This is a genomic window from Nostoc sp. NMS2, assembly GCF_017115105.1.
In the GTDB taxonomy this organism is placed as follows: domain Bacteria; phylum Cyanobacteriota; class Cyanobacteriia; order Cyanobacteriales; family Nostocaceae; genus Nostoc.
Genome location: NZ_JABXKH010000090.1, coordinates 17,410 through 43,267 on the forward strand (window position 1 = coordinate 17,410; position 25,858 = coordinate 43,267).

Consider the following 25,858-nt stretch of genomic DNA (forward strand, 5'->3'; position numbering starts at 1 on the left):
TACGGGTGTTGTCTCAGTTGGGGTTGGGGTTACAGGCGTTGTCTGAGTTGGAGTTACGGGTGTTGTCTCAGTTGGGGTTGGGGTTACAGGCGTTGTCTGAGTTGGAGTTACAGGTGTTGTCTCAGTTGGGGTTGGGGTTACAGGCGTTGTCTGAGTTGGAGTTACAGGTGTTGTCTTAGTTGAGGTGTCGGGTGTTGTCTTAATTGGGGTGTCAGATGTTGTCTGAGTTGGAGTTACGGGTGTTGTCTTAGTTGAGGTGTCGGGTGTTGTCTTAATTGGGGTGTCAGATGTTGTCTGAGTTGGAGTTACGGGTGTTGTCTTAGTTGAGGTGTCGGGTGTTGTCTTAGTTGGGGTGTCAGATGTTGTCTGAGTTGGAGTTACGGGTGTTGTCTTAGTTGGGGTTACGGGTGTAGGAGTTAGCTGCACAAAAGAGGGGTTTTCAATTACTCCCTCACCTTTTATCGGTGGCTGTGCTTTCAAAGCCGCAGCAGTTTCGGCTTGAACTCTAATGATTGCAGGATCAGGTTTAGGCACAGGACTTTGCCTGTTCAAATCAAGTTCCCGAACTAGTTGGCTTGTTTCATAAAAATTTCTCAGATCAAAATCATATAACCTTTCAAATTTCCCTTTAACTATAATTACCATTTGCCCTGCTTCTAACACCTGAGTTTCAGAAGCTTCTTTGTTAGAAACTTCAATGCCGCTATTTGTCAGCGCACCCACAATCGTGGTGTCTGTTTGTTGGTTGTAGCGTACAAATAATGCTGAACCACGAATTGCTGCTGCTGCATTTGGTGTTTGTATACGTGTTTGCCCTTGTCCTGGTGGGATGAGTAACAACACAGTCCCATTTGAAAGTTTAAAGTCACGAGTCTTCGGCAAAAATTGAAATAACGCCTGTTCTCCAACTCGTGCCAAGGAGCCATCATTGAAACGCAAATCTGCTAGGGAAGCTCGACCAGTTGCCACCCCGTCACCAGGAGTCATTGCGTCTAATTTACGTGCAGGACGTTTCTTTAGTTTATCTTTGGGTATTAGTTGTACTATGTTGCGAAGATCCTGAATTTCTGCTCGCGTTAGAGGAGTTATGGCACTTACCCTATTTGGCAAAGGCAGTACTATAACTCCCCATAAACTAATCACTAATAGTGGAAACGACTTATAAAACATAGTTTGAAAATTTGTGGACTTCAACTAATACCAAAAATCTTAAATATTTAAACTGCTAATAATTGTTGTAATGAGTTTATTTAGTAAATTTATCTGCATTATTGTCTACATTTATATAGATATAATAAAAATGAATAGCCATTTATTTAGTTTATTTCAGTTTTTATCTTTAAATTTATATCATATACAATCAAGCCTGCGGCAAATTTAAAATTTAGTACTTGATATCAATAATTAAATGAGAAATACCTTACATATAATCGATTCTAATCAGATCGGCTACAGAGGCAAGAAATTGTTAGGGATGTGTTGTGAAGTAACTTCAGGACTATATTTCCCTAAAGTTTAGCAGAATGGACTATATCGGATCATCTCAGTTTTGCAAAAAAATCTGGGAAAAATCCGAAAATCAGCAATATCAGTTTGTAGTTTCAGTATATACTTACAAGGTTAAGATAGATGCACTCAATTGTATCTTCTGAGTCGGAACTTCTGATATACCTTGTGGGTCTACATTTGCCAAATGCGATTAACGCAATCTAACAGATGCGACTCAAAAACTGGAAGAATTTGTTTTTTTGTATTTTGTTAGCTTCCGGTGGTGGAAGCTGGTGTTGCATTAGAGTAGATGCGGCAGAATCTGCAAATACAGAGATTTGGCGTTCTAAAAATTTAGCAAGCACACAGGTAACTTATCAGCTATGTCAGAAGTTGCAGCAAGAGGCAATGAACTCTTTGTGCAAGCAATCCAGTGAGTCGTATGCTTTAGACTCCCAAATGCCGTTAAATCTGGCACAGCAAACACCCGAAGCTACACAAACCGATACAGGTTCAACCAAAGAATTTGGAGATACTCAAAAGCAAAATGATCCGCCACCGCTAGAATCGCAGCCAAGTGTTTTGCCTACATCTCCTTCAGATTCAAAAGAGGAACTATTAAATGCACCTGATATAAATTATTCCCAAAGGCTAGAGAGGCTACTAGAGCTTCTACGATCGCCAAAATCACCGCCTGAGTCTGATAGCGATCGCGAATTGGGGTTGCGGGTGCGGTTAAAACCCCTAGAAATGCCTCCTCTTCCACCAATCGAACAACCCTTACCTAAGTTTAAACCCATAGGCTATCTAGAGGGACGTGTCGGTTATTTCCAAACGACTAATATTTTTTCCTCAAATGATAGTCCCATAGAAGATGGTTTAATTATTTCTGGACTGACGCTAACCTCTGCATATTTCCCTTTGGGATCTAAAACTTTTTTAAATGGCTCAATAGATGGCAATCTCATTCGTTATATAAATCAGTCACAATACCATTACAACCAGCTAAGATTCAATCTCAGTCTTTACCAGCAGCTATCCCAACGAATGTACGGAGAACTCAGTTGGAACAATCAACAATTATTTTATGCTAACAACAGCGATCGCCTGGATAGCTTCAAAGCAGGCGATCGCTTTTTAAACGAGAATTCCCTACAACTATCTTTGGGACGGCGAGATCCATTAACTCCAAAATTAACGCTAGACAGCTTTTATGAATTAAGTGTAAATTTTGCTGACCCCCAAAGTCGCGATCGGATAATCAATTCCTTTTGGGTGTCTCTCAACTACTACTTGCAAAAACCTCTCCAGGTTGGTATTGACTACCAGGTGAACTTCTCGGACTTTACACAGCGCGATCGGGAAGACCAATTCCATCGAATATTTGGACACTTAAATTACCGAATATCCGATACCACTTATATGAATGTACAAGCTGGAATGAGTTTAGGTAGTTCAACCGCCGAAAACATTGATTTTGATGGCTGGTTCTTCACCATTAACTACAATTTGCAATTAGGTCAGTTTTGAAATTTGTCATTTGTGATTTGTTCTTTGTCCTTTGTCAAAAAACAATGACCAATACTTCGGCTTCTCTACGAGACGCTATGCGAACGCTCAGTACAAGTGACCAATGACCAATGACTAATGACTAATGACTAATGACTATAAATAAGAAATCCAATCACTCCAGCTACCAGCATAAAGTTTACCTTTGTTAATGCCAGCTAATTCTAAAGAAAGTAAATTTACGCAAGCAGTAACACCAGAACCGCAATAAACCAAGATTTCTTTGGCTGTTTCTAGCTGTTCCCACCGACGGCGTTGTTGATCTTGAGGGAGTAGGTAGCCGGAAGAGTCTGTAACTTCTTGCCAAGGATAGTTGACTGCACCAGGAATATGTCCGGCAATTTTATCAATTGGCTCTCGTTCACCTCGATAGCGATCGCTTTCTCTCGAATCTACCAATACTACCTTGTCGCTATCTTTCCGATTTTTCACCACATTAATATCTACAACTTTTTCTGGTTGTACTTCAGCTACAAACGTACACATCCGGGGTTGAGGAATGACATCTGTAATCGGATAACCAGCTTTTTGCCATCCAGCAAAGCCTCCATCGAGTACCGCGACTTGCTCATGTCCGAGATAGCGCAACAGCCACCATAGACGAGATGCAAAGGCAAAGCGGGAATCATCATAAGCTACAACCAGAGTTTTTTGGTAATTTACCCCAATCGCCGCAAATTTGCTAGCTATATCATTGGGTTCAGGTAAAGGATGTCTCCCGCCATGCTTACCCACTGAACTGGAAAGATCCTGATTTAAATCTAGGTAATATGACCCTTTAATATGGGTTGTTTGGTACTGTTGTTGTCCTAGTTTTGGATCGGCTAAAGAAAAGCGACAATCAACAATAACAACTTGCGAATCTTCTAAATGTTCAAATAACCAAGCTGGCGAAACGACAAATTGAGAATTGGGCATTGGGAATTATCTTAGAGGACTTACGCAACTGGCACAAATACGATTTATTACTACTGTTTGTGCATGGTTGGTGGTGGCGGTGTCATCAGTTGTGATTGCGATCGCGCTAATCAGGTCTTTGCCAGAGTTAGGATGACGTCACCAATGATGACTTTATCATCTTATAAACCAAATTATGTTGCGAAACGTAAACAGGCTTAAAGTCCTTACTAATGACCAATACTTCGACTACGCTCAGTACAAGTGACAAAGGACAAATGACAACCCTTGCCAGTTAGCTTTAATTGCGCCAATCTACTTATGTGTTTTCTGTTTGATTTCTAGCCAGTTGTAGTGAAGCGGTGATGCTTGCTTGTGCTTGTTTACTGCATCGCACCATTAAGGTAGTTTACAGAGCGTGAGCGTCAACAACTGGCCATTGGGTGGGATTTTTGAGACGGGATTCGATCCCTTGTAGAAGTTTCTCAATGTCCCAGTAACCCTGCTGATATATCAATTAAAACTGGAACAGAAAAATTTTGGATGCCAAATTGCCAAAAGCACTCAATCAATTTTGATTGGGGTAAACATAGGCGTTTTTATACCATGAAAAACGTCCCAGATTCTCTCTGGAGCGGCTTTGCAATAGTTATTGTGACTCAGAATTATATCAAAAAATGATGCAGAGCTTTATATATAGGAAGTTTAGTACGCCTTCTTGTTCAATTGGGTTCTGGCAAATCCGGTTAATTTGCATTTTTATGATTTTTTCCTGAATGAATGTCCTGTTTTACCTTTTTACTTGCTGTAGATGTGATTAGAAACGCAAGGATTATTGGGGAGAATTCTTTGAGCATCGAAAACGACGGTCGCGGCAGTGGCAGGAATTGTTATAGCTTTTGTATTAGTTTATAGATAGCGTAGGCGCAGAACGCCTTCGACATCGCTATCGGCTCGTGAAGTTTCCTTATTTAAAGTGGTGTTATGTTGAATGGGGGCAAGAGTGATTAAAGATGGTTAATGCCTTTTACCTGCTCCCAGATATAGTTCACCCACTTTAGGATCGTTCAACAGTTCTTGACCTAGGCCCGAGATAGCATCGCGTCCAGACTCCAGTACATAGCCGCGATTAGCCATCTCTAAGGCTTTACGGGCATTTTGTTCTACTAATACGATCGCAGTTCCCGCCTGATTAATTTGTTTTATCTGCTCAAATACTTGTGTCACCAAGATCGGGGATAAAGCAGCAGATGGTTCATCCAAAATCAGCAAACTAGGTTCCAACATCAAAGCTTTGCCCATCGCTAGCATTTGGCGTTCTCCTCCAGAGAGAGTACCAGCCCGTTGACGACGGCGATCGCTTAGTCTGGGAAACATAGTAAATATTTTATCTTTAATTGGTTTCAGAGGAACATTAAGCACAAAAGCACCCATCTCCAAGTTCTCTTCAACACTGAGGGAGGGGAAAACATTGGCGATTTGCGGTACATAGCACATTCCTCGTTGAACAATTTCATTGGACTTTAGCCCCACGATATTTTCACCTTTGAAGGTAATTGTGCCTGTGTGGGGGATCAAAAGCCCAAAAATTGCTTTTGCCAAAGTAGATTTACCAGCACCGTTGGGGCCAATCACTGTTACCAATTCTCCTGGAGCAACCAGGAAATTCACACCTTGCAAGATATCTACATCTTTGATGTATCCAGCATGGACATTTTGAACATCTAGTAAATAGTCATTTGTCATTTGTCATTTGTCAAAAAGAGGAAAAGGGGCAGGGAGCAGGGAGCAGGGGGCATGGGGCATGGAAAAGACGCAGAGGGGCGGGGGGCAGGGGGAAAACTCTTCTCCCTTGCTCCCTGCTCCCTTGCTCCCTTGCTCTCTCTGCCCCCTTCCCTCTGCCCCCTGCCTATAAAGGTCAACAGTCAAGTCAGAAATAACTATTGACTGTTGACTATGGACTATTATGGGGTTTTTTGCAACTCTGGTCGTTCTTCTGCAAGAATCGCCCCTTCTACTGGGCAAACTTGGAGACATATACCACAGTCGATGCAAGTGGCAAAGTCAATCCAGTACCAATCTGTTCCCTTGGCATTTTTGCCTGGTCCATCATGAATACAAGCTACTGGACAGGCTTCTACGCAGTCAGCTACGCCTTCACAGACTTCTGTAACAATTGTGTGCGGCATATTCTCGATTCCCTCTTTTCTGTATCGGCTATTTCTAGCCTAGCAGGGGAGGGGGGAGTGGGGGCAGGGGGCAGGGGAGTAGGGGGAGCAGGGAGCAAGGGAGCAGGGAGCAAGGGAGCAGGGAGCAAGGGAGCAAGGGAGAAGAGTTTTCCCCCTGCCCCCCCGCCCCTCTGCCTCTTTTCCATGCCCCATGCTCAATTCCCAACTCACTTAACGCAATGATTCAATTTTTGGGGAACCATCAGCTTTAATCCAAGCAATTTGGGCTATGCTGCGATCGCGTGCATATTGGCGAATAGCGTCTGCATCCCTTCCCCCTAAATCAATTTCTACCCGCACTAAATGGGTGGAATCTCTAAGTTTTTGAGCGTAGGCAAAAGCAGGGGCGTTAGCACTCGCTGTCTCTGGTACTATTAACCAGTTACTCGCTGGGGTTACTTGCGGTAATTGCTGAGTGGATAACAAAATTTGGTATAAATCTTCGATATTGAGTCCAAAACCAATTCCGGGTATATTTTCTCCTTGGGGATGATATAGACCCAAAAGCTGGTCGTAGCGACCACCACGCCCTAAAACTCTGGCTTGGGATTCGGTGTCGTTGACAACTTCAAAGACAATACCAGTGTAGTAATCTATGGTCTGGATCAGGCTGAGGTCGAGGATTAAGGGAAATTTTTTCTCTGATTCTAGTAACTCTACTAGAGATTTGAGGTTATTCACTGCCTCTCGCTGTTCTTCATCTAGATCCAAACTACTAACTTTTTGTAACACGTCTGCACTGGGGCCGCGTAGATCCAGCATGATTCTGGCGCGATCGCGTAGTTTGTCACTTAAGGGTAAAGTATCTATAGTAATGCGGTCGAGATGAGCGATCGCACTGCGAACTTTATCCTGTAAATTAGCAGGAAATGCACTCAGGAGCGATCGCGTAATTCCCGCTTCACCTAAAATTAAGTGCCATTGCCGCAAACCCAATGCTGCTAAACAATCTGCGACTAACAGCAGTACTTCCGCATTTGCCAGCAATCCGCCAGCACCTAACAACTCCACCCCAGCTTGATAAAACTCTTGCTGGCGATTATGCCTACTTTCCCACGTGCGGCGAAACACATTGGCGTTGTAGTACAACCGTTGCGGATAAGTTGCATTTGCCATCCGAGTGACAACAGTCCGAGCAATAGATGCTGTTAATTCTGGACGTAGCCCTAATTCATCATCTTCGCCATTTTGTAGTTGAATCACCATCTGGCGCTGAATTGCTTCCCCTGCCATCAAGGTATCCATGCGCTCTAAAGTTGAGGTGATAATCCTGTGATATCCCCAACGATGAAACACCTGCTGTAACCGATCTTCAATCCAGCGTTTTTTCTCCACATCCAAGGGCAATAAATCCCTGGCTCCCGATGCTGGTTGATACACCATTATTTTTTCTTCCCACCAAACAAACCACCGAACAAACCACCACTACCAGATTTATCTAGTTGCTTATCTCCATTATTGGCGGATGAAGTCACCTTATGATCAACAGGTTGTTGTCCTAAAGCCTTATCTATTTTAGGTTTCCATTGCAGAGCCGTTTCGTCATTGGGATCTAACTTTAAAGCGTTTTCAAAGTGGATTTTTGCCATTTTTAACTGATTTTGCCTCAAATACACCATTGCAATTAAGCTATGGCAGCGACTATTTTTAGGTTCTAATTTCAGGGCATCTTGTAACTCTACTTTGGCTTGGGCAAATTGGTTTTTGTCTATCAAAGATTGAGCGCGACGAAAATACTGTTCTACAACCGTGTCTTCTTTTGGGGGTGGTGGTTCTGGGAGTGTATTTTTTGCTGTATTTGGCTGAGGTATACCTGATTGAACTTTGGGTTGAGCAGGTGGCGGCGGCACTGCGGATGGTTTGCTTGCACTCCGCATTAAATAGACTAAATTCAACTCACTAACTTGGGCAATGACTTGCTGCACTTGCTCTAAAGAATCATATTGGCTTTGAGCTAGTTTAGCGATCGCACTTTTATAGCCATGATCGAGATTAGGTGACTGGACTAACTGTTTAGCCAAGTCGGTGTTGAGAGTTACCGAAGTAGATTCTTGTAGCAGACGCTTGCCAATTTGCGACAAGATTAAAATATATTCCGTGCGAGTGCGATCGCCAGCAAGTTTTTCGTAAGCTGGGTTAACCAGCTTGGATAACAATTCGTTACCTAGCTGTTTTTGTTCCTCACTTTCAGTAAAACTACTATCCGGGTGTAAGCGGCGGGCAATTTGGAGATAGCGTTTCCGAATCTCTTTGACATCCGCATCAACTGGAACGCCCAATACTGCGTGATAATCTATGAAATCATATTTAAATAATCCACGATCTATTTTGAAAGACATATAGACTTTTTGCACCAAAGGAGCAGTTAGATTCCTTTTAGTTTACCCAAAGTCGGAGGGAAAGCCCCCACCTCGAATACGGTTCGGATAAGCAGGGGAGGCAGGGGAGGCAAGAGGGTTATTGTTCAGTAATTCTTCTCTCAAGAACAGCTTTTCTTCTCCCCTGCCTGCCTGCCTCAACCAAAAAATTCCTTAACCGAACGGTACTGCCCCCACTCCCACGTGCTATACCCAGGCTGATAGTGGCGGAACCTGTAACAGTTCGTTACTGAGGGAGTCGTGAATATAACCATTTGTGGCCAGAATTCTACCTGACTCAATTTTGACAGGAGTGCCATTGTATGCGGTGACTTTGCCCCCAGCTTCTTGTAACAAAATTATCCCGGCGGCAATATCCCAAGGAGAAAGCCCTCGTTCCCAGTAACCATCGACACGTCCACAGGCAACATAAGCCAAATCTAGCGATGCTGAACCGCTACGTCTAACCCCTTGCGTAAGATGGGTGAGGTGACTAAATTCTGCGTAGTTGTTATCAGAGGTTTCACGGCGATCGTAGGCAAAACCAGTCACTAGTAGGCTTTTACTCAGTTCAGATGTTACCGAAACCTTAATAGGGCGGCGATTTCGCGTTGCTCCCAAACCAGCAGCTGCACTGAATAGCTCATTGTGGAATGGGTCATAAATTACACCAACTTCTGGAACACCATTAATTAACAGCCCAATAGAAACTGCAAAAAACGGGTATTGATGGGCGTAGTTAGTTGTGCCATCTAGAGGATCTATTGCCCAGAGGTATTGATTCTCTTGATCACCTAATTTGCCTGATTCTTCAGCGAGGATAGAGTGATCAGGAAAGTGGCGACGCAAAATTTCTAAAATCAACTCTTCTGAGGCTTTATCAGCAGCCGTGACTAAATCACCAGGGCGACCTTTTTCAATAATTGCGTCTTCTAACTTACCCAAGTAACCTTGCAAAATAGCACCAGCAGCTAAGGCTGCTTCTGTAGCAATATCTAGAAAAATTTGTATATTTGTCATTTGTCATTTGTCACTGGTCATTTGTCATTTGTCATTGGTCATTTGTCATTGGTTATTAATTCTTCTTCCCCTGCTCCCTAACGCTCTTTTATGACTCTGATGAAAGAAAAAATGTAGGTTGGGTTGAACTTTAGTGAAACCCAACAAAACCAAGGGTTTTTCGTGTTGGGTTTCGTCCCTCAACCCAACCTACTCGTAAATTTATCAAAGCCTTAAAAATCAAGGGTTCTGAATTTTTATTTAACGAGAGTAATAGAAGAGCGCTAATCTCCCTCATCTCCCGGTTGGTGAGCGAAGTCGAACCACATCCCCCACTCCCCACTCCTCAAAGATTTTGGCGGCGAAACTCGGCGGGAGTGAGGCGCATGGGTTTTTCTGGGTTCCAGATTCCTTGGCCCATGAGTCTAGCCCATTGTTGGGCACGTTCTAAACGCTGGTCATATTTGTGGTTAGGCGATCGCCCAACAAACATTGCATTGCCTTGTTTAACTAATTCTTCATTCAACAACACTTTATTTTTCCATACATAAGCTAGAGTTCGCCCGATTTTGTCTTTTGCTTCTAAATCAAACTCCAGTTTGACCGATTCTTCTGCACCACCAATTAGATTCTCTAACTGTTCTTTTGCTGCTTCCCCCCAAGGTCTTTGTCGCAAATCTGGTGCATCAACGCCAACTAACCGCACTTGAGAAATCAAATTTGGTTGTTCAGCCATGCCTAACACTTCCAAACTTTGCCCACTAACTACCCGCGCTACTTTCACCTGAGCCTCATTATTTGGCAGTTGGTTTTTACTTTGGCAACTCACCAAGAGCAATAAACAAACCAAAATGGCTATTTTTTGTACCCAGTTACCAAGACTCACAACCATCACAAATTCTCCTATGCCCCCTGCTGCGCCTAGCAAGCAGAACCTCCTACCCCCTACCCTCTGTCCCCTGCCCCCTGCTCCCTGCCCCCTGCTCCCTGCCTTCTTCAATTGTCTATTCCTCATCTAACGGTAAACCCGCTTTAACTTTCCCCTTAGCAAAATAGCGTCCAAACTGGAGTTCGTAAACTTCATCTTCGTCTTGTGTTTCTACTTCCAAGTCAGAACGGGGATAACTCACACACAAAAGGGCATAACCTTGCTGACGTAAATCTGGCGACAATCCGATCGCCTCTGGTTGATAAATTTCTCCTGACAATACCCTCACAGCACAAGCGGTGCAAGCCCCGTTGCGGCAGGAAAACGGTAGTTCTACCCCTTGTTTTTCGGCAGTGTGCAGGATGTAGCGGTCTTCTGGCACTTGTAGGGTGTATGTTTTGCCAGTGGCGCGATCGCGAACTCTAATTGTGTATGTACGGGACATCTGGATTTGTGTTGTGGAATTAGGACTTTCAGATTCAATCTAAGAATATCTTTCTTTATCTTTGCATTTTATGGGATTCTATAGTATGATCGTAACTTGTGGCACCTGGAGAGGTGGCCGAGCGGTTTAAGGCGCAGACCTGGAAAGTCTGTTTAGGGGAACTTAACGGGGGTTCGAATCCCCCCCTCTCCGTTCTCAAAACTAGTCTAAAATATATAGGTTGAACCAGATTTCTACAAATAGTCGGGTTCTTTAAAAAGCAGTATATTGCCAAATATATTCTTAAAATTGCTTTGAAAGTGGGTTAGCGTTCCGCAGGAAAGGTATCGTAAAAACCAATGTGGTTCCAATACAGTTCCGATAAGGTTTTTTGATAAAAGTTATATAGCGGTTCCCAGTTGAGTGAAGTACAAAAACCCAACCCCCTCCCCGCTCTTCGATAGGGGGCTATAATGTACCTCATTTTATTAGGAAAAGTTATAGATCGCAAAGACGCGATAAATCGCCGTCAAGACAATAATCAGTCCTTTGTCTTAACGGCGATAAATCGCGTCTCTTCCCTTAACCGAACCGTATTGTCCTTCCCCCTACCGCCTCTTGTAACATTTGTTTATTGTTCACTCATAATTTAGCCATTTTGTAAAGTCGCCAAACTCCTACTTCACGATGGTGACAGCCTGATGAAAGGATCAGGTAAATTAAGATAAGTAAAGAAAACGCTTTGAACTACATGACAGCTCTCAGCTTAGAAGAAATTTCTACTCAGTTAGAAAGTCCGAACTTACGCGATCGCATGGTAGCTCTTGCTAATCTGCGGAATGTTGCTCCTGAAGATGCAGTCCCTTTAATTAAAAAGGTACTAAACGACGAATCTTTGCAACTGCGATCGATGGCAATATTTGCCCTTGGAATCAAGCCAACGCCAGAATGTTATTCAATTTTGGTCAGAATTCTCGAAAATGACCCTGATTATGGTATACGCGCTGATGCCGCCGGTGCTTTAGGATATTTGGGTGATGCCAGAGCCTTTGAAGTGCTTTCACGGGCGTTTTATGAAGATACTGACTGGCTAGTACGCTTTAGTGCAGCCGTTTCTCTAGGTAACATTAAAGATCCCCGTGCCCGTCAACTTCTTCTTCAGGCATTGGATAGCAAAGAAGTAGTCTTGCAACAAGCTGCAATTTCTGCGCTTGGAGAAATTAAAGATATTGAGTCTGTCGATCAGATTCTACGCTTTGCCCAATCAGATGATTGGTTAGTCAGACAGCGTTTAGCAGAAGCTTTGGGTAATCTCCCTACTCCCAAGAGTGTCTCAGCTTTAAAATACTTAGAAAAAGACAATCATTTCAACGTTGCTGAGGCAGCCAGAATTGGCCTCAAGAAGCTTGAGGAAATAGGCAATCAAGCTTAATAATATTAGAGCCTCCTGCTACCTTTTAATAATTAAGTGGGAATTTTAGCATTTTGATGCAGGGTAATTTCATTCATGAATATTGAAGAGTTTTTTCAGTTAAGTACTGGTAAATGGTTTTCTCATCGGACTAGTCAACATTTGGCTTTGAATGAATCTGAAAATAGTAAGTCAGACATCATCATTGAGACGTTGGCAGTAGATGATCCAGAAGCGATCAAACTGTGTCAACAGTACGAAATTAATCCCAGTTCCGCCTCCTGTGCTATCAAAATTAACTGGAATGGCACAATGGATAAGGATCAAACAAAACATAGTGGTTCAACTGTGTTAGTTTCAGTACCCGATGCAGATAATCCGTCTGAAGGCAAGTTACTGCGGGAAATAGTTGATGCTAAGAAAACTCCAGTTGCTGGACACTATAAATTTGACAGTGATGGTGCTTTGATTCTAACTATAGAAGATGAAAATATCTGGTTAGAAGAACGCCTGTGGTTTGCTAGCCCCAATTTACGAATGCGGGTAAATGTCCTCAAGAGTTTTGGGGGATTTAGTATTACTTCCTTCACTTCTGAGATTCGTATGGGTGGTTTTCCACCTGCTGCGAAGGCTTCCGAGGCGGCTAATTCAGTATCGAGTTAAGTTGTAGACTTACGCAAAACTATACGCGCTTAGGGGCAATTCATGAATTGCCCCTACCTGTAGGACTCCTATTTGATTTTTGAACAAATTAAGTACCAATCGAAAAGACTTGTTCTCTACTCCCCACTACTTCGGCTTAACTCGGCTTCGCTCGGCACAAGTCGCTCAGTACAAGTCCCTATTCCCTACTCCCAGCCTACGCAAGTCATGTTCAATAATCAAAGCCGATCGCTAAACTGTGTCCTGGCTAGTAATTGCTTCTGGCAGGCTGCTTGAGGTATTAACGTGCAATTTCACCCAAACAAAAAAAGGAATTGCTAGCAGTTGAGTTGTGGATGAAAAGACAATTAGGGCAGTAATTGAGCGATCGTATAAAATGCCCATTAAAGCGCTACCTAAAAACCAGGATAAACCATAGCCAGTGCTAAAAATTCCATAAGCTGTAGCACGCTTGTTTTTTGGAACCATCCCAGCGTAGGCGTAGCCCGCCGCAGGCATCGCAGCTTTCAAAATTGATTCTTGCGCTCCCATCCCTATACCCCAAAATGCTATCCCTAAAAGAGCAAGTTGGGTGTTTCCTAAAAATACCAATGGCGCAAATAGGGATGAAAGGAAAGCTGCAACTATCAGAATAGAAATACCAGTCCGGTCAAATAGATATCCGAATATTAGCGCTGCGATCGCATCTACCACAGTACCGCTAGCTCCTAAAACTTGCAGATAAGCCCCCGTAATACTACGTGCGCCTTCATAAGTTGCATCAGCACAAAGGCTAACAAAACCAAGTAAAATCACAAACTTTAAAGCTGCTGCTTTCTGTGGCATAGTTCCTTATTTCTCATTTATTGCTTCCATATTGAAGCATGGGATTTTATAAAAAACCAGTTAATATTGAACCTTGAAATTATTAAAGAAGAATTCAGGAGTCTATTTCAATAAAAAACACCAAGCTATGGTTAATATTCCATAGTTGGGAAAAATATATCTAAATTTTTCTTGCTGCGTTGAGACTTTTTAAATTTGCAAAAAGTTAGCGATCGCTTGCGGTAATGGCAAAATAATTACAATCAACAAAGCCATTGCCAGTAATCCCCAAATATCACGTTTGTTATCCAATTCAGTGACATCATTCAGTGCAGGCTCATCAATCAACGGCATAAATAATAAGATAATCGCCCACATCAAAAATTCTTCTCGGATTAACGAAAGTAATAGCAAAAGGAGGCGAGCCACTTGACCAACTATAATCGCAACTCGTTGTCCAAACATTGCATGGACAATGTGACCCCCATCTAGTTGTCCCACAGGCATTAAATTTAACGCCGTCACAATTAGTCCGATAAAACCAGCCACTGCAACTGGATGCAAATCAAGGGCTGATTTTGCTGTTAACTGACTTCCCAAAGCTAGCTTCGATAGTAGCGCTAGTAAGATGGAATATTTGGGATTAAGGGCATCAGGATTCAAAAATCGGGTTTTTTCTTCAATCAGGGGAACCACGTCAGAATGAGCCAAGCCCCATATTAGTAATGGCAAGGTAACAACAAAGCCTGCAAGTGGCCCAGCAATACTAATGTCAAATAATGCTTTGCGGTTAGGAATGGGACTACGCATCTGAATAAATGCACCAAAAGTTCCCAAAAAGAAAGGCATTGGAATAAAGTAAGGCAACGTCGAGCGAATTTTGTAGAATTTAGCCGTCAAATAATGCCCAAGTTCGTGAATACCCAAAATAGTCATTAACCCTAAAGCATAAGGTAATCCTTTGAATAGGACATCTGGGTTAGATAGAACTTTGAAAAAAGAGCCAATTTTCCATAGAGGCGGAAGAGAAACACCAGAAATTCCCACTCCCACCAAGGTAGTAGTTATCAAGGTAGCTACTAGTAGTAGTAGTGCTAATCCTGGTCGAGTTAAGCGTTCTTGGTCGCGTCGTGGTGTATTTTTGTCTTTAGCAGCCTGAATATTAGGAACCAGTACAAAGAAAGGTTTGTCATTTAAACCTTCTTGAAAGATCAACACGAAGCGATCGCCAAATTGTGCTTCAATATTAGTCTTAATCTGCTGGTAGGCGTTGCTGGCTTTGGTTCGCAACTGACCACGGCAAATTACAGCTTGTGGTCGATACTCAATATTTTGAACGTAATATACAGACCAAGGAAAACAATTTCGCAGTTGAGTTTCTTCTGTTGGCTCAATGGGACGCACTAGTGGTTCTGGGGTAGGCTGAATAACTGGCTGTGATTCTGAGGCTTGGGCTGGAACTTCTGTTTGTGTATCTCTTGGCACTTGTCGCCCACTTAGAAACAATATCCAGTACAACACTGTGCAGACAAATAATGACGAAACAATCAGCGTTGGTGGCGGAGGTTGTTTCGCTCCATATATCAGCGTCCATCCACTTAACAGCAATGCTGGTGTCATTAAAACCAGCCACAACAACCATACTGGCGTTCGAGTGATGTGAGCGACGCTGTGCTGCACCATTAGATAAGTAGCTAGCCCCAGTAGGAGGATAAACAGAAACCAAAATGCCATGTTATCTTCAGTAATTTTGACAAAACGCCCCACCAGTAGCTTCAGCACCATAGCATTAACTACGAGGCAGACCTCAAATCCCAATTTTTTCAGACAGTTAACAGTTCGACGAAGAGGCATTGGGAATTGGGAATTGGGAATTGGACAATAATTAATAGTTCTTCTCCCCCTGCCTCCCCTGCTCCCCCTGCCCCCTTGCCTCTTTTAGAATCTCCCCACTGTAACCAGATTGTCCACAACTCCTCAGTTCCGGTTCTTTGATTATGTGCCCTTTACCTCAACAGCCAAGTCATACAATTAAGCCACCACGGGCTGTCTTTCCTCAAGAAATTCCTAGCGGAAGTTCCTTGCAATCGGACTTTGCACAAGATAGCATCTTTGCTTTTCCACCCAATCGGGACACATTAGGGGGAACCTCTTATTTTATTGTAAGAAATGAAGGCAATATCCTCATAGATTGCCCTGCTTTAGACCAAACAAATCAAGATTTTTTAGCAGCGCATGGAGGCGTGCGTTGGTTATTTCTCACCCATCGAGGTGCTATTGGCAAAACTGCTGAAATTCAGAAAGCCTTGGGCTGCGAAGTCTTGATGCAAGAACAAGAAGCTTATTTATTACCAGGCTTAACCGTAACTACCTTTAGTCAAGAATTTATTCTCGATGCGACAGTCAAAGTTATTTGGACACCAGGTCATTCTCCCGGCTCATCTTGCCTATATTACAGTAAGCTTGGAGGTATATTGTTTTCTGGTCGCCATTTAGTTCCTAATCAGATGGGTAAAGCAGTACCATTACGGATAACTAAAACCTTTCACTGGCCACGACAAATCAACAGTGTTCAGTTGTTATTGGAACATTTTACACCAGAAACTCTCAGGTACATCTGTCCCGGAGCGAATACAGGCTTTCTTAGGGGCAAGCGTGTTATGGATCAAGCTTATCAAAACCTCGTTTCTCTGGATTTACCAGCTTTGCTGCGGATGCAGCCCCTCATTTAACATTAATGGAGGAGTTCCAAGACTTATGCCAATGCCCAATACTCAATAAACTATAGTTGTTTTTGATACTTGTGCAAGATATAAGTTAAGGAAGATATTGTCTGGGGAATTCTAGCATTAGACAAGGAATTCTGGTAGAAATTTATGAGCGCAAAAGTTGATGGAACTGTAAGGATCGCTGGCTACCAAATTATAGAGCAACTTTATTCTGGTTCTCGGACTCAAGTGTATCGGGCAGAACGAGAATGCGATCGCCAACCAGTCGTCATCAAGCTCTTAAAACGAGAATATCCAAGTTTTAGCGAATTAGTCCAGTTTCGCAACCAATATGCGATCGCTAAAAACCTAGATATTTCCAGCATCATTAAACCCTACAGCCTAGAACCCCATCACAATGGCTATGCCCTAGTTATGGAAGACTTTGGTGGCATCTCCTTGCGGCAGTTTACCCAAAGACGACCATTGAACTTAGAGGAATTCCTTCCCATTGCCTTGCACCTGATAGACACTTTACACCAGTTGCATCAACAGCGCGTCATTCACAAAGATATCAAGCCAGCTAACATCCTGATTCATCCTGAAACCAGAAAAATTAAGCTAATTGACTTCAGTATTGCCTCACTGCTACCACGAGAAACCCAAGAAATCCAAAGTCCTAACGGACTGGAGGGAACCCTAGCGTATTTGTCGCCAGAGCAAACTGGACGGATGAACCGAGGCATTGACTACCGCAGCGACTTTTATTCATTAGGCGTGACTTTCTTTGAACTACTGAGTGGACAACTGCCTTTTACATCTCACAATCCGATGGAGTTGTTACATTGTCATATCGCCAAACAGCCTGACTCTATCTGTAATCTCAACTCCGAAATCCCCTTGATGTTGGGAGAGATCGTTTGCAAGTTGATGGCAAAGAATGCCGAAGACCGCTACCAGAGTGCGACGGGACTCAAATATGACTTAGTGTTCTGCTTAGAACAATGGCGAGAAACAGGCAAACATACTTGGTTTGATTTAGGACAACGCGATATCAGCGATCGCTTTCTCATAAGAGAAAAACTCTACGGACGGGAGCAAGAAATAGAAAGCTTACTGGAGGTATTTGGGCGGGTTGCCAATGGTGCAGTAGAAATGATGCTGGTGGCTGGCTTCTCTGGCATTGGTAAAACTGCCGTGGTAAATGAAGTGCATAAGGTCATCGTTCGCTGGAACGGCTACTTCATCAAAGGGAAGTATGACCAGTTCAACCACAATATTCCCCTGTCTGCTTTTGTGCAAGCTTTCCGAGACTTGATGGGACAGTTACTCACCGAAAGTGACACCCAGTTGGAACAGTGGCGAAACAAAATTCTGTCCGCAATCTCTGAGAGTGGACAGGTGATAATTGAAGTGATTCCAGAATTAGAACGGATTATTGGCACGCAACCACCAGTACCAAAATTATCGGGTAGTGCTGCACAGAACCGCTTCAATCTGCTGTTTGTGAAATTTATTCAAGTATTCGCTACAAGAGAGCATCCGTTAGTAGTGTTCCTCGACGATTTACAATGGGTAGATTTGGCATCTCTCAATTTGATGAGGCTGTTGATGGGTGAAACCTTAAAGGGTTATCTGTTGATTATTGGTGCATATCGTGATAACGAAGTGTTTGCGGCTCATCCGTTAATGGTAGCCCTGGAAGAGATTGAGAAGGGAGTCACTGTCAGCACTATTACATTAGCTCCTTTGAGTCAAACAGATGTGAATCGTTTGATTGCTGATACATTGAGTTATTCAACAGAAGTTGCCCAGCCGTTAACCGAGCTAGTTTATCAAAAAGCCAAAGGCAATCCGTTTTTTACAACCCAGTTTCTCAAGGCATTATATGAAGACGGACGAATTACCTTTGATTGGGATACAGGTTTTTGGCATTGTGATGTGGTGCAAGCACCCAGACGCACGGCGGCTTGTCTTCAGAAATCGCTTTCTTTAATGGATGATGTCGTTGAGTTTATGGCAATTCAACTACAAAAGTTGCCGCTCGAAACTCAGGAAGTTCTAAAATTGGCAGCCTGTATCGGTAATCAGTTTGATTTGGCGACATTGGCGATCGCTTTTGAACAGTCTCAAACCCAAACAGCAGCAGTTTTGTGGAAAGCGTTGCAAGAAGGGTTAATCTTACCACACTGTGATGTCTATAAGTTTTATCAAGAGTCAGAAGAATCTGTTATTGCTTCTGACTTGGGGATTCTGGATTCTAGTTTCTGTGTTTACACATTCTTGCACGATCGCGTCCAACAAGCGGCATATTCTCTCATCCCAGAGGAGCAAAAACAGGCAACTCATCTAAAAATTGGCCAGTTGCTCCTGAGTAATATCCCCGAAAGCAACCGGGAAGAAAGGATTTTTGAAATTGTCAGTCAACTTAACGTTGCGGCTGAATTGATTGCCCAACCCGCAGAACGTCAAGCATTAGCGCAATTTAACCTGATGGCAAGCCGCAAGGCTAAGGCGGCGATCGCCTACACTGCCGCCTGCAAATATGCCCAGGTGGGCATTGGGCTACTCGCTCAAAACAGTTGGGAACATCAGTATGAGTTAACCCTAGCACTTCATCAAGTTGCCACAGAAACCGCCTATCTAAGCGGTGATTTAGAGGAGATGGCAGCCAATGCCCATCTTGTCCTAAATCACGCCAAAACTCCATTAGATAAAATCAGCGTCTATGAGGTAAAAATTGAGGTATTGACTGCTCAGGGTCAGTTTGCCGAAGCGATCGCAGCAGCACTTGCCATTTTAAAGCAATTGGGAGTGGAACTACCCGCATTACCCACCCAGGACGACGTGGCAACTGCCTTTAGTACCGTCTTAGATGTGATTGGAGAGCGGCTTCCTGCCGAGTTGCTCAACCTCAGCGAAGCTAGGGATGCAAACATTCTGGCGGCGGCTCGAATTTTGACATCAGTAGCACCCTGTGCTTATCTGTATCAACCACTGCTCTATTTACTGGTGATTTTAAAAAAGGTTTATTTATCTGTCGTCTATGGTAATGAATCAACCTCGAGCTTTAGCTATGTCTCTTATGGAATATTGATGTGTGGTGTATTCCAAAACGTTGAATTAGGTTATGAATTCGGTCAGTTAGCCCTCGATCTGCGATCGCGTTATCAAAATTCCGAATTGAAAGGGAAAACTTTATTACTAGTCTATTTATACACAAGGCATTGGAAAATACACCTGCGTGAGTTATTACAACCCTTGCAGACTGCCTATTGTAGTTGTTTAGATGTAGGCGATTTGGCTTTCGCGGGTTACTCTGCGTTTAACTACGGTTTTTACTCCTATTTTGCCGGACAGAATTTAACACAGCTAGAGCCGGAAGTTGCTAGCTATTGCGAAGCGCTCAAGCACCTCAAGCAAAATCTAACTTTGAACTATTCCCAATTGATTCGACAAATTTTGCTGAATTTAATGGGAGATGCAGATAACGTTGTAGTGTTGAGCGGTACAGCCTACAATGAACAGCATCAACTTCCATTACATGAAGCAGCAGGCGATCGCACTGGATTAGCATTGCTGTGGATTAACAAACTAGTTTTATCGTATCTGTTTTCCGAGTTTGAACAAGCCGTAGAACAGGCTGGGCAAGCGAGACAATATTTAGATGCTATCCTTGCTTTTTTATATGTACCCATCTTTCATTTCTATGATTCTTTAGCCCAACTAGCATTGTTTGAGCAACTCTCAGCCCTAGAGCAGCAGCAAATGAAAGAATACATTACTGCCAACCAAGAAAAACTCAACTACTGGGCTGCCCATGCACCAATGAATTTTCGACACAAATTTGATTTGGTGGAAGCCGAGCGGTATCGAGTCTTGGGCAATCGGGCAGAAGCAATTGAATGTTACGATCGCGCCATCATTGGAGCCAAAGAACAAGGCTATATTCAAGAAGAAGCACTAGCCAATGAATTAGCCGCCAAATTCTACCTAGACTGGGGCAAAGAGCAGATTGCTCAGTCATACATGACTCAAGCCTACTATGGTTATGCTCGTTGGGGTGCGAAAGCCAAAGTCGTCGATCTAGAAAAACGCTATCCCCAATTACTCGCCCCCATTCTTCAGCAAAAGACATCTCCTCTCTCAACTAACGAAACTATCTTCGCCTTGGGGAGTGTCACCTCCACCAGTTCTGTCAATTCCAGTAGTAGCAGCATTTCTGCTGCTCTAGATTTAGCTACTATTCTCAAAGCTTCCCAAACCCTATCTGGCGAAATCGAACTCGAAAAACTGCTTTCAGTATTGCTGCATATCGTCATTGAAAATGCTGGAGCAGATAAGTGTGTATTCATGCTTTTGGAATCAGAGCGTTTGCTAATTCAGGCGTTAGCGCAGCTTTCTCTTGGTGTCCCATCTGTAGAAAGCAAGAGAATTACTCATGTTGATTTTTACCCAAGGTTGCTGAATCCACAGCCCATTGAAGACTCTCAAGATGTGCCAGTTGGCTTAATTAATACCGTCAAACGCAGCTTAAAACCAACGGTAATTATTGATGCCACAGTGCATCCCCAATTCATCAACGATCCTTATATTCAGCAACAGCAGCCCAAAAGCATCTTGTGCAGCCCGATATCACATCAGGGGAAGTTGCTGGGCATATTATATCTAGAAAATAACCTGACAACTGGAGCCTTTACAAGCGATCGCGTCGAACTGCTGAACTTGCTTTGCGCTCAAGCGGCAATTTCTCTGGTAAATGCCCGACTTTATCGAAATTCCCAAAACTATGCTCAACAGTTGACGCAATCTCTCGCAAAATTACAAGCTAGTGAAATCCGCTTCCAAAATTTGGCGAATAATATTCCTGGGATGGTGTACCAATTCCGTTTGGCGGCTGACGGCTCAACTTCAACACCCTACGTTAGCTCTGGCTGTTTGGAATTGTATGGGTTAGAGCCAGAGTTGGTAATGTCAGGAATACACAGCCTATACGCTATGAATCATCCTGACGATCAACCAGCTATTGCACAAGCGATCGCTTACTCTGCCCAAACTCTGACACCATTTGAGCGAGAATGGCGCATTATCCTACCTTCAGGAACCGTAAAATGGATTCAATCTGCGGCTCGGCCAGAGCGACAAGCCGATGGTGCAATCTTATGGGATGGGGTGGTAATTGATGTTAGCGATGTCTACGACGAGCTTCGCTTACGCAAACAAGCAGAACTTACTTTACAACAAAAATCACTTGATTTGCAACAAGCGCTAAACGATCTACAAAATGCCCAATTACAAATAGTTCAAAATGAAAAGATGTCTGCACTGGGTAACTTAGTTGCTGGTGTAGCTCACGAAATGAATAATCCCCTCGGTTTTATTGCAGCCAGTCTCAAACAAGCTCAACCAACTGTTAATGATATTGTTGAACACTTAAAACTTTATCAAGAAAGCGTGCCTAATGCAAGCGATCAAATTATCAATCATGCGGCCGAAATTGACTTAGATTATAGCTTAGAAGACTTGCCTAAGATGATTGATTCAATGTCTATGGCGTGCGACAGGTTAAAAAAAATCAGTACCAGTTTAAGAACTTTCTCTCGTGCCGATCAAGACTACAAAGTGCCTTTCAATATCCACCAAGGCATTGATAGCACAATTTTAATTTTAAAACATCGTCTGAAGGCTAATGAACTACGTCCTGCCATTGAAGTTGTCACAAATTACGGTAATTTACCTCAAATCGAATGTTTTCCAGGGCAACTAAATCAGGTATTTATGAATATTTTGGCAAATGCAATTGATGCTTTAGATGAGTCAAATCCTGGGCGGACTTTGGCAGAGATTCAAGAAAATCCTAACCAAATTACAATTACAACCTCAGTCGAAAATCATCTAGTTAAAATTGCTATTGCTGATAATGGAAAAGGGATGAGCGAAGAAGTAAAAGAAAAAATATTTGACCATTTATTTACTACAAAAATTGTTGGTAAAGGGACTGGGTTGGGGTTGGCGATCGCTCGGCAAATTGTCGAAGAAACTCATGGTGGTAATCTGAACTGCACTTCTGTACTGGGACAAGGGACAGAGTTTGTCATTACCTTATCAGTTAAAACTGTGGCATTGGATTCATCCGACTTTCCGCACTTCATCATGTAATATGCGTAGATTTCTCAAATCTGCCTAACAATGGTTAAATCAAAAACATAAATCACTAATGATTTTCAATATTAATACTTAATGATTTGAACATTATTAGGAATATTTCTTGAAAATTAAGATAATACATTTTGAAGTGCGGAATATGGGATTCATAACAATAAAGAGCAGGGCGGGTTTAACTGTTTACACTTCACTTATAGCGGTTCCCAGTTGAGTGAGGTACAAAAACCCCACCCCCAACCCCCTCCCCGCTCTTCGATAGGGGGCTATGACGCAATACGGTTCAGTTAAGAAAAATAGTAGGTTGGGTTGAGCAATAGCGAAACCCAACAAATGGTTAATAATGTTGGGTTTCGTTCCTCAACCCAACCTACACAACTTTTAGTTTTTACCCTTAACTGAACCGTATTGGGCTATGACGTACCTCATCTGATTAGGAAAAGCTATATTTACCTAAAAAACTCTCGATTTACATTTACCCAAAAGATTTTTCTGCACTACCTACTGCCGTTTTTTTTTAATCCGTTGAACTCACGTTAAATTAGGATAAAAAATCAATCAAAATTTTTGCCAATTCAGCAGTATGGCTATAACCAATCCCATGCCCACCTTGTTTATCGACATTGAGAAGCGTCACAAAGGGTTTTTAATGGTAGACTAAGCCATATTGAGTTGAATTTCTCCACCTTGGGGTTTTGACAGTGCTTGTAGTTCTTCCCAAGTGTAGTGACGAGGTAGTTCAACTGGTTGGCGATCGGCTCCTAATCTCAATCCAATCGTCGGCTGGAGTTCTTCAATAAATTCCTCAGCATACCCTGCTAGCTGATTACCTGCAACACCACCAGCGATCGCTCCTGCAACCCCACCGATCGCAGCACCAACTTTACCACCAATTGAACGACCGAGTGCGGCTCCTGCTACGCCACCTCCCACAGCACCTAAACTTGTAGCTATGGGATGAGAATCCGTTGCATCTGAGCCGATTTGTTGAGATTGAATCTCTGCTTGCTCTTGTTGTTTAATTTGCTGTTCATCGTTTGTCATAATATTCTTCCTTTTGATTTCAAGCGTTCAGCAATGAGATCGCCAACGCGCAACGCATTGGCCATAATCGTTAATGTCGGGTTAGCACCCGAATTTGAGGGAAAGAAACTGCTATCTACCACATAGAGATTATCGACATCATGAGTACGGCAATTGATGTCAAGGACTGAGGTTTTCGGATCTGTGCCAAATCGACAAGTACCGCATTGATGGCCAACAGCTTCTTGAGGTAACTGAGTGCGGGGATAAATACTAAATGGTAAAACGTGTTTAGCGGAGTGAGGAATTGATTTTAGTACAGATGTCCAACGGTGAATTAAGCGATCGCCTGATTCGGTATTATTTAGTGTATAGTCAACGTGAATTTTATCACCCACTACCCGAACCCGATTATTTGGATCTGGTAAATCTTCTGTCTGTAACCACCAGCCAACCGATCTTTCAGCCAGTAAATGGCGCTCAAAATGAGGAATCAGTTTCACAAAGGGAGCCATAAGCGGCGGCGCTTCTGCGGGAATCATATCAGCTAGGACATTGCCGGTATTCTGCACCATCCCCATCGGATAAGGAAAATCCGGCTCTCCCCAATAAAAATCATTGACAGCGATCGTTTTTTGAAAGTTGGCGCGATTTACCTCTAGATGTATGGAAACTATAGCTGTTTCCAACTGTTTCATAAAATTCCGCCCTACCTGATCCGAACTGTTTGCTAATCCATTGGGATGCTTATCGTTAGCAGATCGTAAAAGCAAGGCAGCCGAGTTGATAGAGCCACAGGCAACAACCACAATATCACCTGCAAACCAATGCCGCTCTCCGGCAATTTCAGTTTCTACACTTGTCACCTCTCGTCCCGACTCACTGGTATGCAGCCGTAAGACTTTGGCATTAGTTAAGAGGGTGAAATTCGCATACATTTCGAGGGTGGGACGAATGGCGTTGACATCGGCATCGGCTTTTGCATCTACTAAACAGGGGTATCCATCAAAAGTATCGCAGCGAATACAGGGACTTTTGGTGCGTAGGCGTAGCCCATCGGAGATATCGCTTTCATTAAGTTTTAATCCCAGTGGTAGATGGAATGGGTAATAGCCCAGTTCGCGGATGCCATCAGCAAGAGACTGCATATCCGGCTCATGACTCACTGGCGGATAGGGATATGGTTCGCTACGAGGTGGTTCAGTGGGGTCTTCTCCTTCTTTGCCATGCACGTCATACAGCTTTTCTGCCTGGGTGTAGTATGGCTCAAAGTCTTGATACTTCAAGGGCCATTCTGGAGAAATTCCTCCTTTGTGAATTACCCTTTCAAAATCTCGTTCCCGTAATCTAATCAGAGCCGCACCATAGAGTTTGGTATTGCCGCCAACCCAGTAGCCTGTCTGCGGTTTAAAGGCTTTGCCTTCTTTGTCGTACCATTCCTCATCTGTATGATAACGATGTTTTTGATAGACCTCTTGTGGACTCCAGTTAGCTTTCTCTCTGGGCAAAAAGTCGCCTCGTTCTAGCACTAGAATTTTTTTACCTGTGGGTGCAAGGCGGTGAGCCAGTGTACCTCCACCCGCTCCTGTACCGATGATGATAATGTCGTAGCGTTCTGTGATGTTTGTCATATATACAGGAGGTTGCAAATTATTTTTATCTTGAACCTATTAGTTAGTCTACCTAGTTCTTAGTCAGCACTTCAGCCGGAATTGAGCATTAACTGATCCCACGGCTACTTAACATCGCTTGGCTGACGACACGCTTTTGTGAACGCGATACTCTTAGACAAACTATGCCAAAGGCTTTACATTGCGCTATTTTCTTGAATTGCCTTGGAAAAATCTAAGTCACTAGTAGCAATGATTAATGACTAACTCGGCGGGCGGCTATCGCGGACACGCCCTGAAAGGACGGGATTACCGCCGATTTTTTGGAAGTGCTTGCTACTATAACAGTCCTAAATCATTTGTGAAAATTATATATTTATTCCTTTTTTCTTCCCTTTGCGACGGCAGTCGCTCATGGGGGAAACCACGCCACTTGCTCATGGGGGAAACCCCCAAGACCGCAGTGGCTCCCCAAGACCGCGCTGCCTCTCCTTGGCGTTCTTGGCGGTTCGTTTCCTTGTCTATATTTTTCACTAATCAAATAGGACTGCTATAACTTGAGGCTAATTTCCCCTACATCCACTTCC

The 25,858-nt window shown here is 43.2% G+C and carries 19 protein-coding genes and 1 tRNA gene; 7 read left to right on the forward strand and 13 right to left on the reverse strand.

Annotated features, from left to right (window positions below):
* Window positions 1–1,170 (reverse strand): FecR family protein (locus tag HWQ36_RS16580; protein ID WP_292704790.1); only part of this gene is annotated, 1,170 nt, incomplete at its 3' end.
* 546 nt (window positions 1,171–1,716) lie between these two features.
* Here HWQ36_RS16580 and HWQ36_RS16585 point away from each other — a divergent pair.
* Window positions 1,717–3,018 (forward strand): hypothetical protein, encoded by a 1,302-nt coding sequence (locus HWQ36_RS16585; protein ID WP_292704791.1) that lies wholly within the window; start codon window positions 1,717–1,719, stop codon window positions 3,016–3,018.
* 135 nt (window positions 3,019–3,153) lie between these two features.
* On the opposite strand, the gene HWQ36_RS16590 is transcribed toward HWQ36_RS16585, so the two are convergent.
* From HWQ36_RS16590 to HWQ36_RS16625, 8 genes are all read right to left on the reverse strand, one after another.
* Window positions 3,154–3,975, reverse strand: coding sequence for a sulfurtransferase (locus HWQ36_RS16590; RefSeq protein ID WP_292704792.1), 822 nt, complete (start codon window positions 3,973–3,975; stop codon window positions 3,154–3,156).
* A 996-nt stretch (window positions 3,976–4,971) separates the two neighbouring features.
* Complete coding sequence (locus HWQ36_RS16595; protein WP_292704793.1) at window positions 4,972–5,700, reverse strand: ABC transporter ATP-binding protein; 729 nt, start codon at window positions 5,698–5,700, stop codon at window positions 4,972–4,974.
* A 218-nt stretch (window positions 5,701–5,918) separates the two neighbouring features.
* On the reverse strand, window positions 5,919–6,143 hold the full coding sequence (locus HWQ36_RS16600; RefSeq protein WP_292704794.1) for a ferredoxin family protein: 225 nt from the start codon (window positions 6,141–6,143) through the stop codon (window positions 5,919–5,921).
* 210 nt (window positions 6,144–6,353) lie between these two features.
* Window positions 6,354–7,565, reverse strand: coding sequence for an ATP phosphoribosyltransferase regulatory subunit (locus HWQ36_RS16605; RefSeq protein ID WP_292704795.1), 1,212 nt, complete (start codon window positions 7,563–7,565; stop codon window positions 6,354–6,356).
* On the reverse strand, window positions 7,565–8,521 hold the full coding sequence (locus HWQ36_RS16610) for a J domain-containing protein (protein ID WP_292704796.1): 957 nt from the start codon (window positions 8,519–8,521) through the stop codon (window positions 7,565–7,567). Before HWQ36_RS16610 ends, HWQ36_RS16605 begins: the two co-directional genes overlap by 1 nt.
* 225 nt (window positions 8,522–8,746) lie before the next feature.
* The gene (locus HWQ36_RS16615; RefSeq protein WP_292704797.1) at window positions 8,747–9,559 is read right to left on the reverse strand and encodes an inositol monophosphatase family protein; all 813 of its coding nucleotides are present in this window, start codon (window positions 9,557–9,559) and stop codon (window positions 8,747–8,749) included.
* Window positions 9,560–9,884: 325 nt separating this feature from the next.
* Window positions 9,885–10,430, reverse strand: coding sequence for a thermonuclease family protein (locus HWQ36_RS16620; RefSeq protein WP_292704798.1), 546 nt, complete (start codon window positions 10,428–10,430; stop codon window positions 9,885–9,887).
* 112 nt (window positions 10,431–10,542) lie between these two features.
* Window positions 10,543–10,911 carry a 2Fe-2S iron-sulfur cluster-binding protein gene (locus HWQ36_RS16625; RefSeq protein WP_292704799.1) on the reverse strand — a complete coding sequence of 123 codons (369 nt, stop codon included), beginning with the start codon at window positions 10,909–10,911 and terminating at the stop codon, window positions 10,543–10,545.
* A 107-nt stretch (window positions 10,912–11,018) separates the two neighbouring features.
* On the opposite strand from HWQ36_RS16625, the gene HWQ36_RS16630 reads away from it, so the two are divergent.
* The 3 genes from HWQ36_RS16630 to HWQ36_RS16640 all read left to right on the forward strand — a co-directional run bounded on the left by HWQ36_RS16630 (window position 11,019) and on the right by HWQ36_RS16640 (window position 12,964).
* Window positions 11,019–11,103: transfer RNA gene (locus HWQ36_RS16630), tRNA-Ser, on the forward strand.
* A 538-nt stretch (window positions 11,104–11,641) separates the two neighbouring features.
* Window positions 11,642–12,322 (forward strand): HEAT repeat domain-containing protein, encoded by a 681-nt coding sequence (locus HWQ36_RS16635; protein ID WP_292704800.1) that lies wholly within the window; start codon window positions 11,642–11,644, stop codon window positions 12,320–12,322.
* Between the two features lie 75 nt (window positions 12,323–12,397).
* Window positions 12,398–12,964, forward strand: coding sequence for a phycobiliprotein lyase (locus HWQ36_RS16640; protein WP_292704801.1), 567 nt, complete (start codon window positions 12,398–12,400; stop codon window positions 12,962–12,964).
* A 231-nt stretch (window positions 12,965–13,195) separates the two neighbouring features.
* Here HWQ36_RS16640 and HWQ36_RS16645 read toward each other — a convergent pair whose 3' ends face one another.
* Both HWQ36_RS16645 and HWQ36_RS16650 read right to left on the reverse strand, forming a co-directional pair.
* A complete protein-coding gene (locus HWQ36_RS16645; RefSeq protein ID WP_292704802.1) occupies window positions 13,196–13,789 on the reverse strand; it encodes an MFS transporter in 594 nt (197 codons plus the stop codon).
* Window positions 13,790–13,978: 189 nt separating this feature from the next.
* Entirely contained in the window at window positions 13,979–15,502 is a 1,524-nt protein-coding gene (locus HWQ36_RS16650) for a site-2 protease family protein (RefSeq protein ID WP_292704866.1), read from the reverse strand.
* 263 nt (window positions 15,503–15,765) lie between these two features.
* Between HWQ36_RS16650 and HWQ36_RS16655 the strand changes: the two genes are divergently transcribed.
* Window positions 15,766–16,500: an MBL fold metallo-hydrolase gene (locus HWQ36_RS16655; protein ID WP_292704803.1), complete on the forward strand. Its 735-nt coding sequence runs from the start codon at window positions 15,766–15,768 to the stop codon at window positions 16,498–16,500.
* Between the two features lie 144 nt (window positions 16,501–16,644).
* Window positions 16,645–22,635 (forward strand): trifunctional serine/threonine-protein kinase/ATP-binding protein/sensor histidine kinase, encoded by a 5,991-nt coding sequence (locus HWQ36_RS16660; protein WP_292704804.1) that lies wholly within the window; start codon window positions 16,645–16,647, stop codon window positions 22,633–22,635.
* Between the two features lie 660 nt (window positions 22,636–23,295).
* On the opposite strand, the gene HWQ36_RS16665 is transcribed toward HWQ36_RS16660, so the two are convergent.
* Together HWQ36_RS16665 and HWQ36_RS16670 are read right to left on the reverse strand one after the other, a co-directional pair.
* The gene (locus HWQ36_RS16665; protein ID WP_292704805.1) at window positions 23,296–23,682 is read right to left on the reverse strand and encodes a hypothetical protein; all 387 of its coding nucleotides are present in this window, start codon (window positions 23,680–23,682) and stop codon (window positions 23,296–23,298) included.
* Complete coding sequence (locus HWQ36_RS16670; protein WP_292704806.1) at window positions 23,679–25,292, reverse strand: GMC family oxidoreductase; 1,614 nt, start codon at window positions 25,290–25,292, stop codon at window positions 23,679–23,681. The genes HWQ36_RS16665 and HWQ36_RS16670 overlap by 4 nt, the downstream gene beginning before the upstream one ends.
* A gap of 238 nt (window positions 25,293–25,530) precedes the next feature.
* Between HWQ36_RS16670 and HWQ36_RS16675 the strand changes: the two genes are divergently transcribed.
* Window positions 25,531–25,827, forward strand: coding sequence for a hypothetical protein (locus HWQ36_RS16675; RefSeq protein ID WP_292704807.1), 297 nt, complete (start codon window positions 25,531–25,533; stop codon window positions 25,825–25,827).
* The last annotated feature ends 31 nt before the right edge of the window (window positions 25,828–25,858 follow it).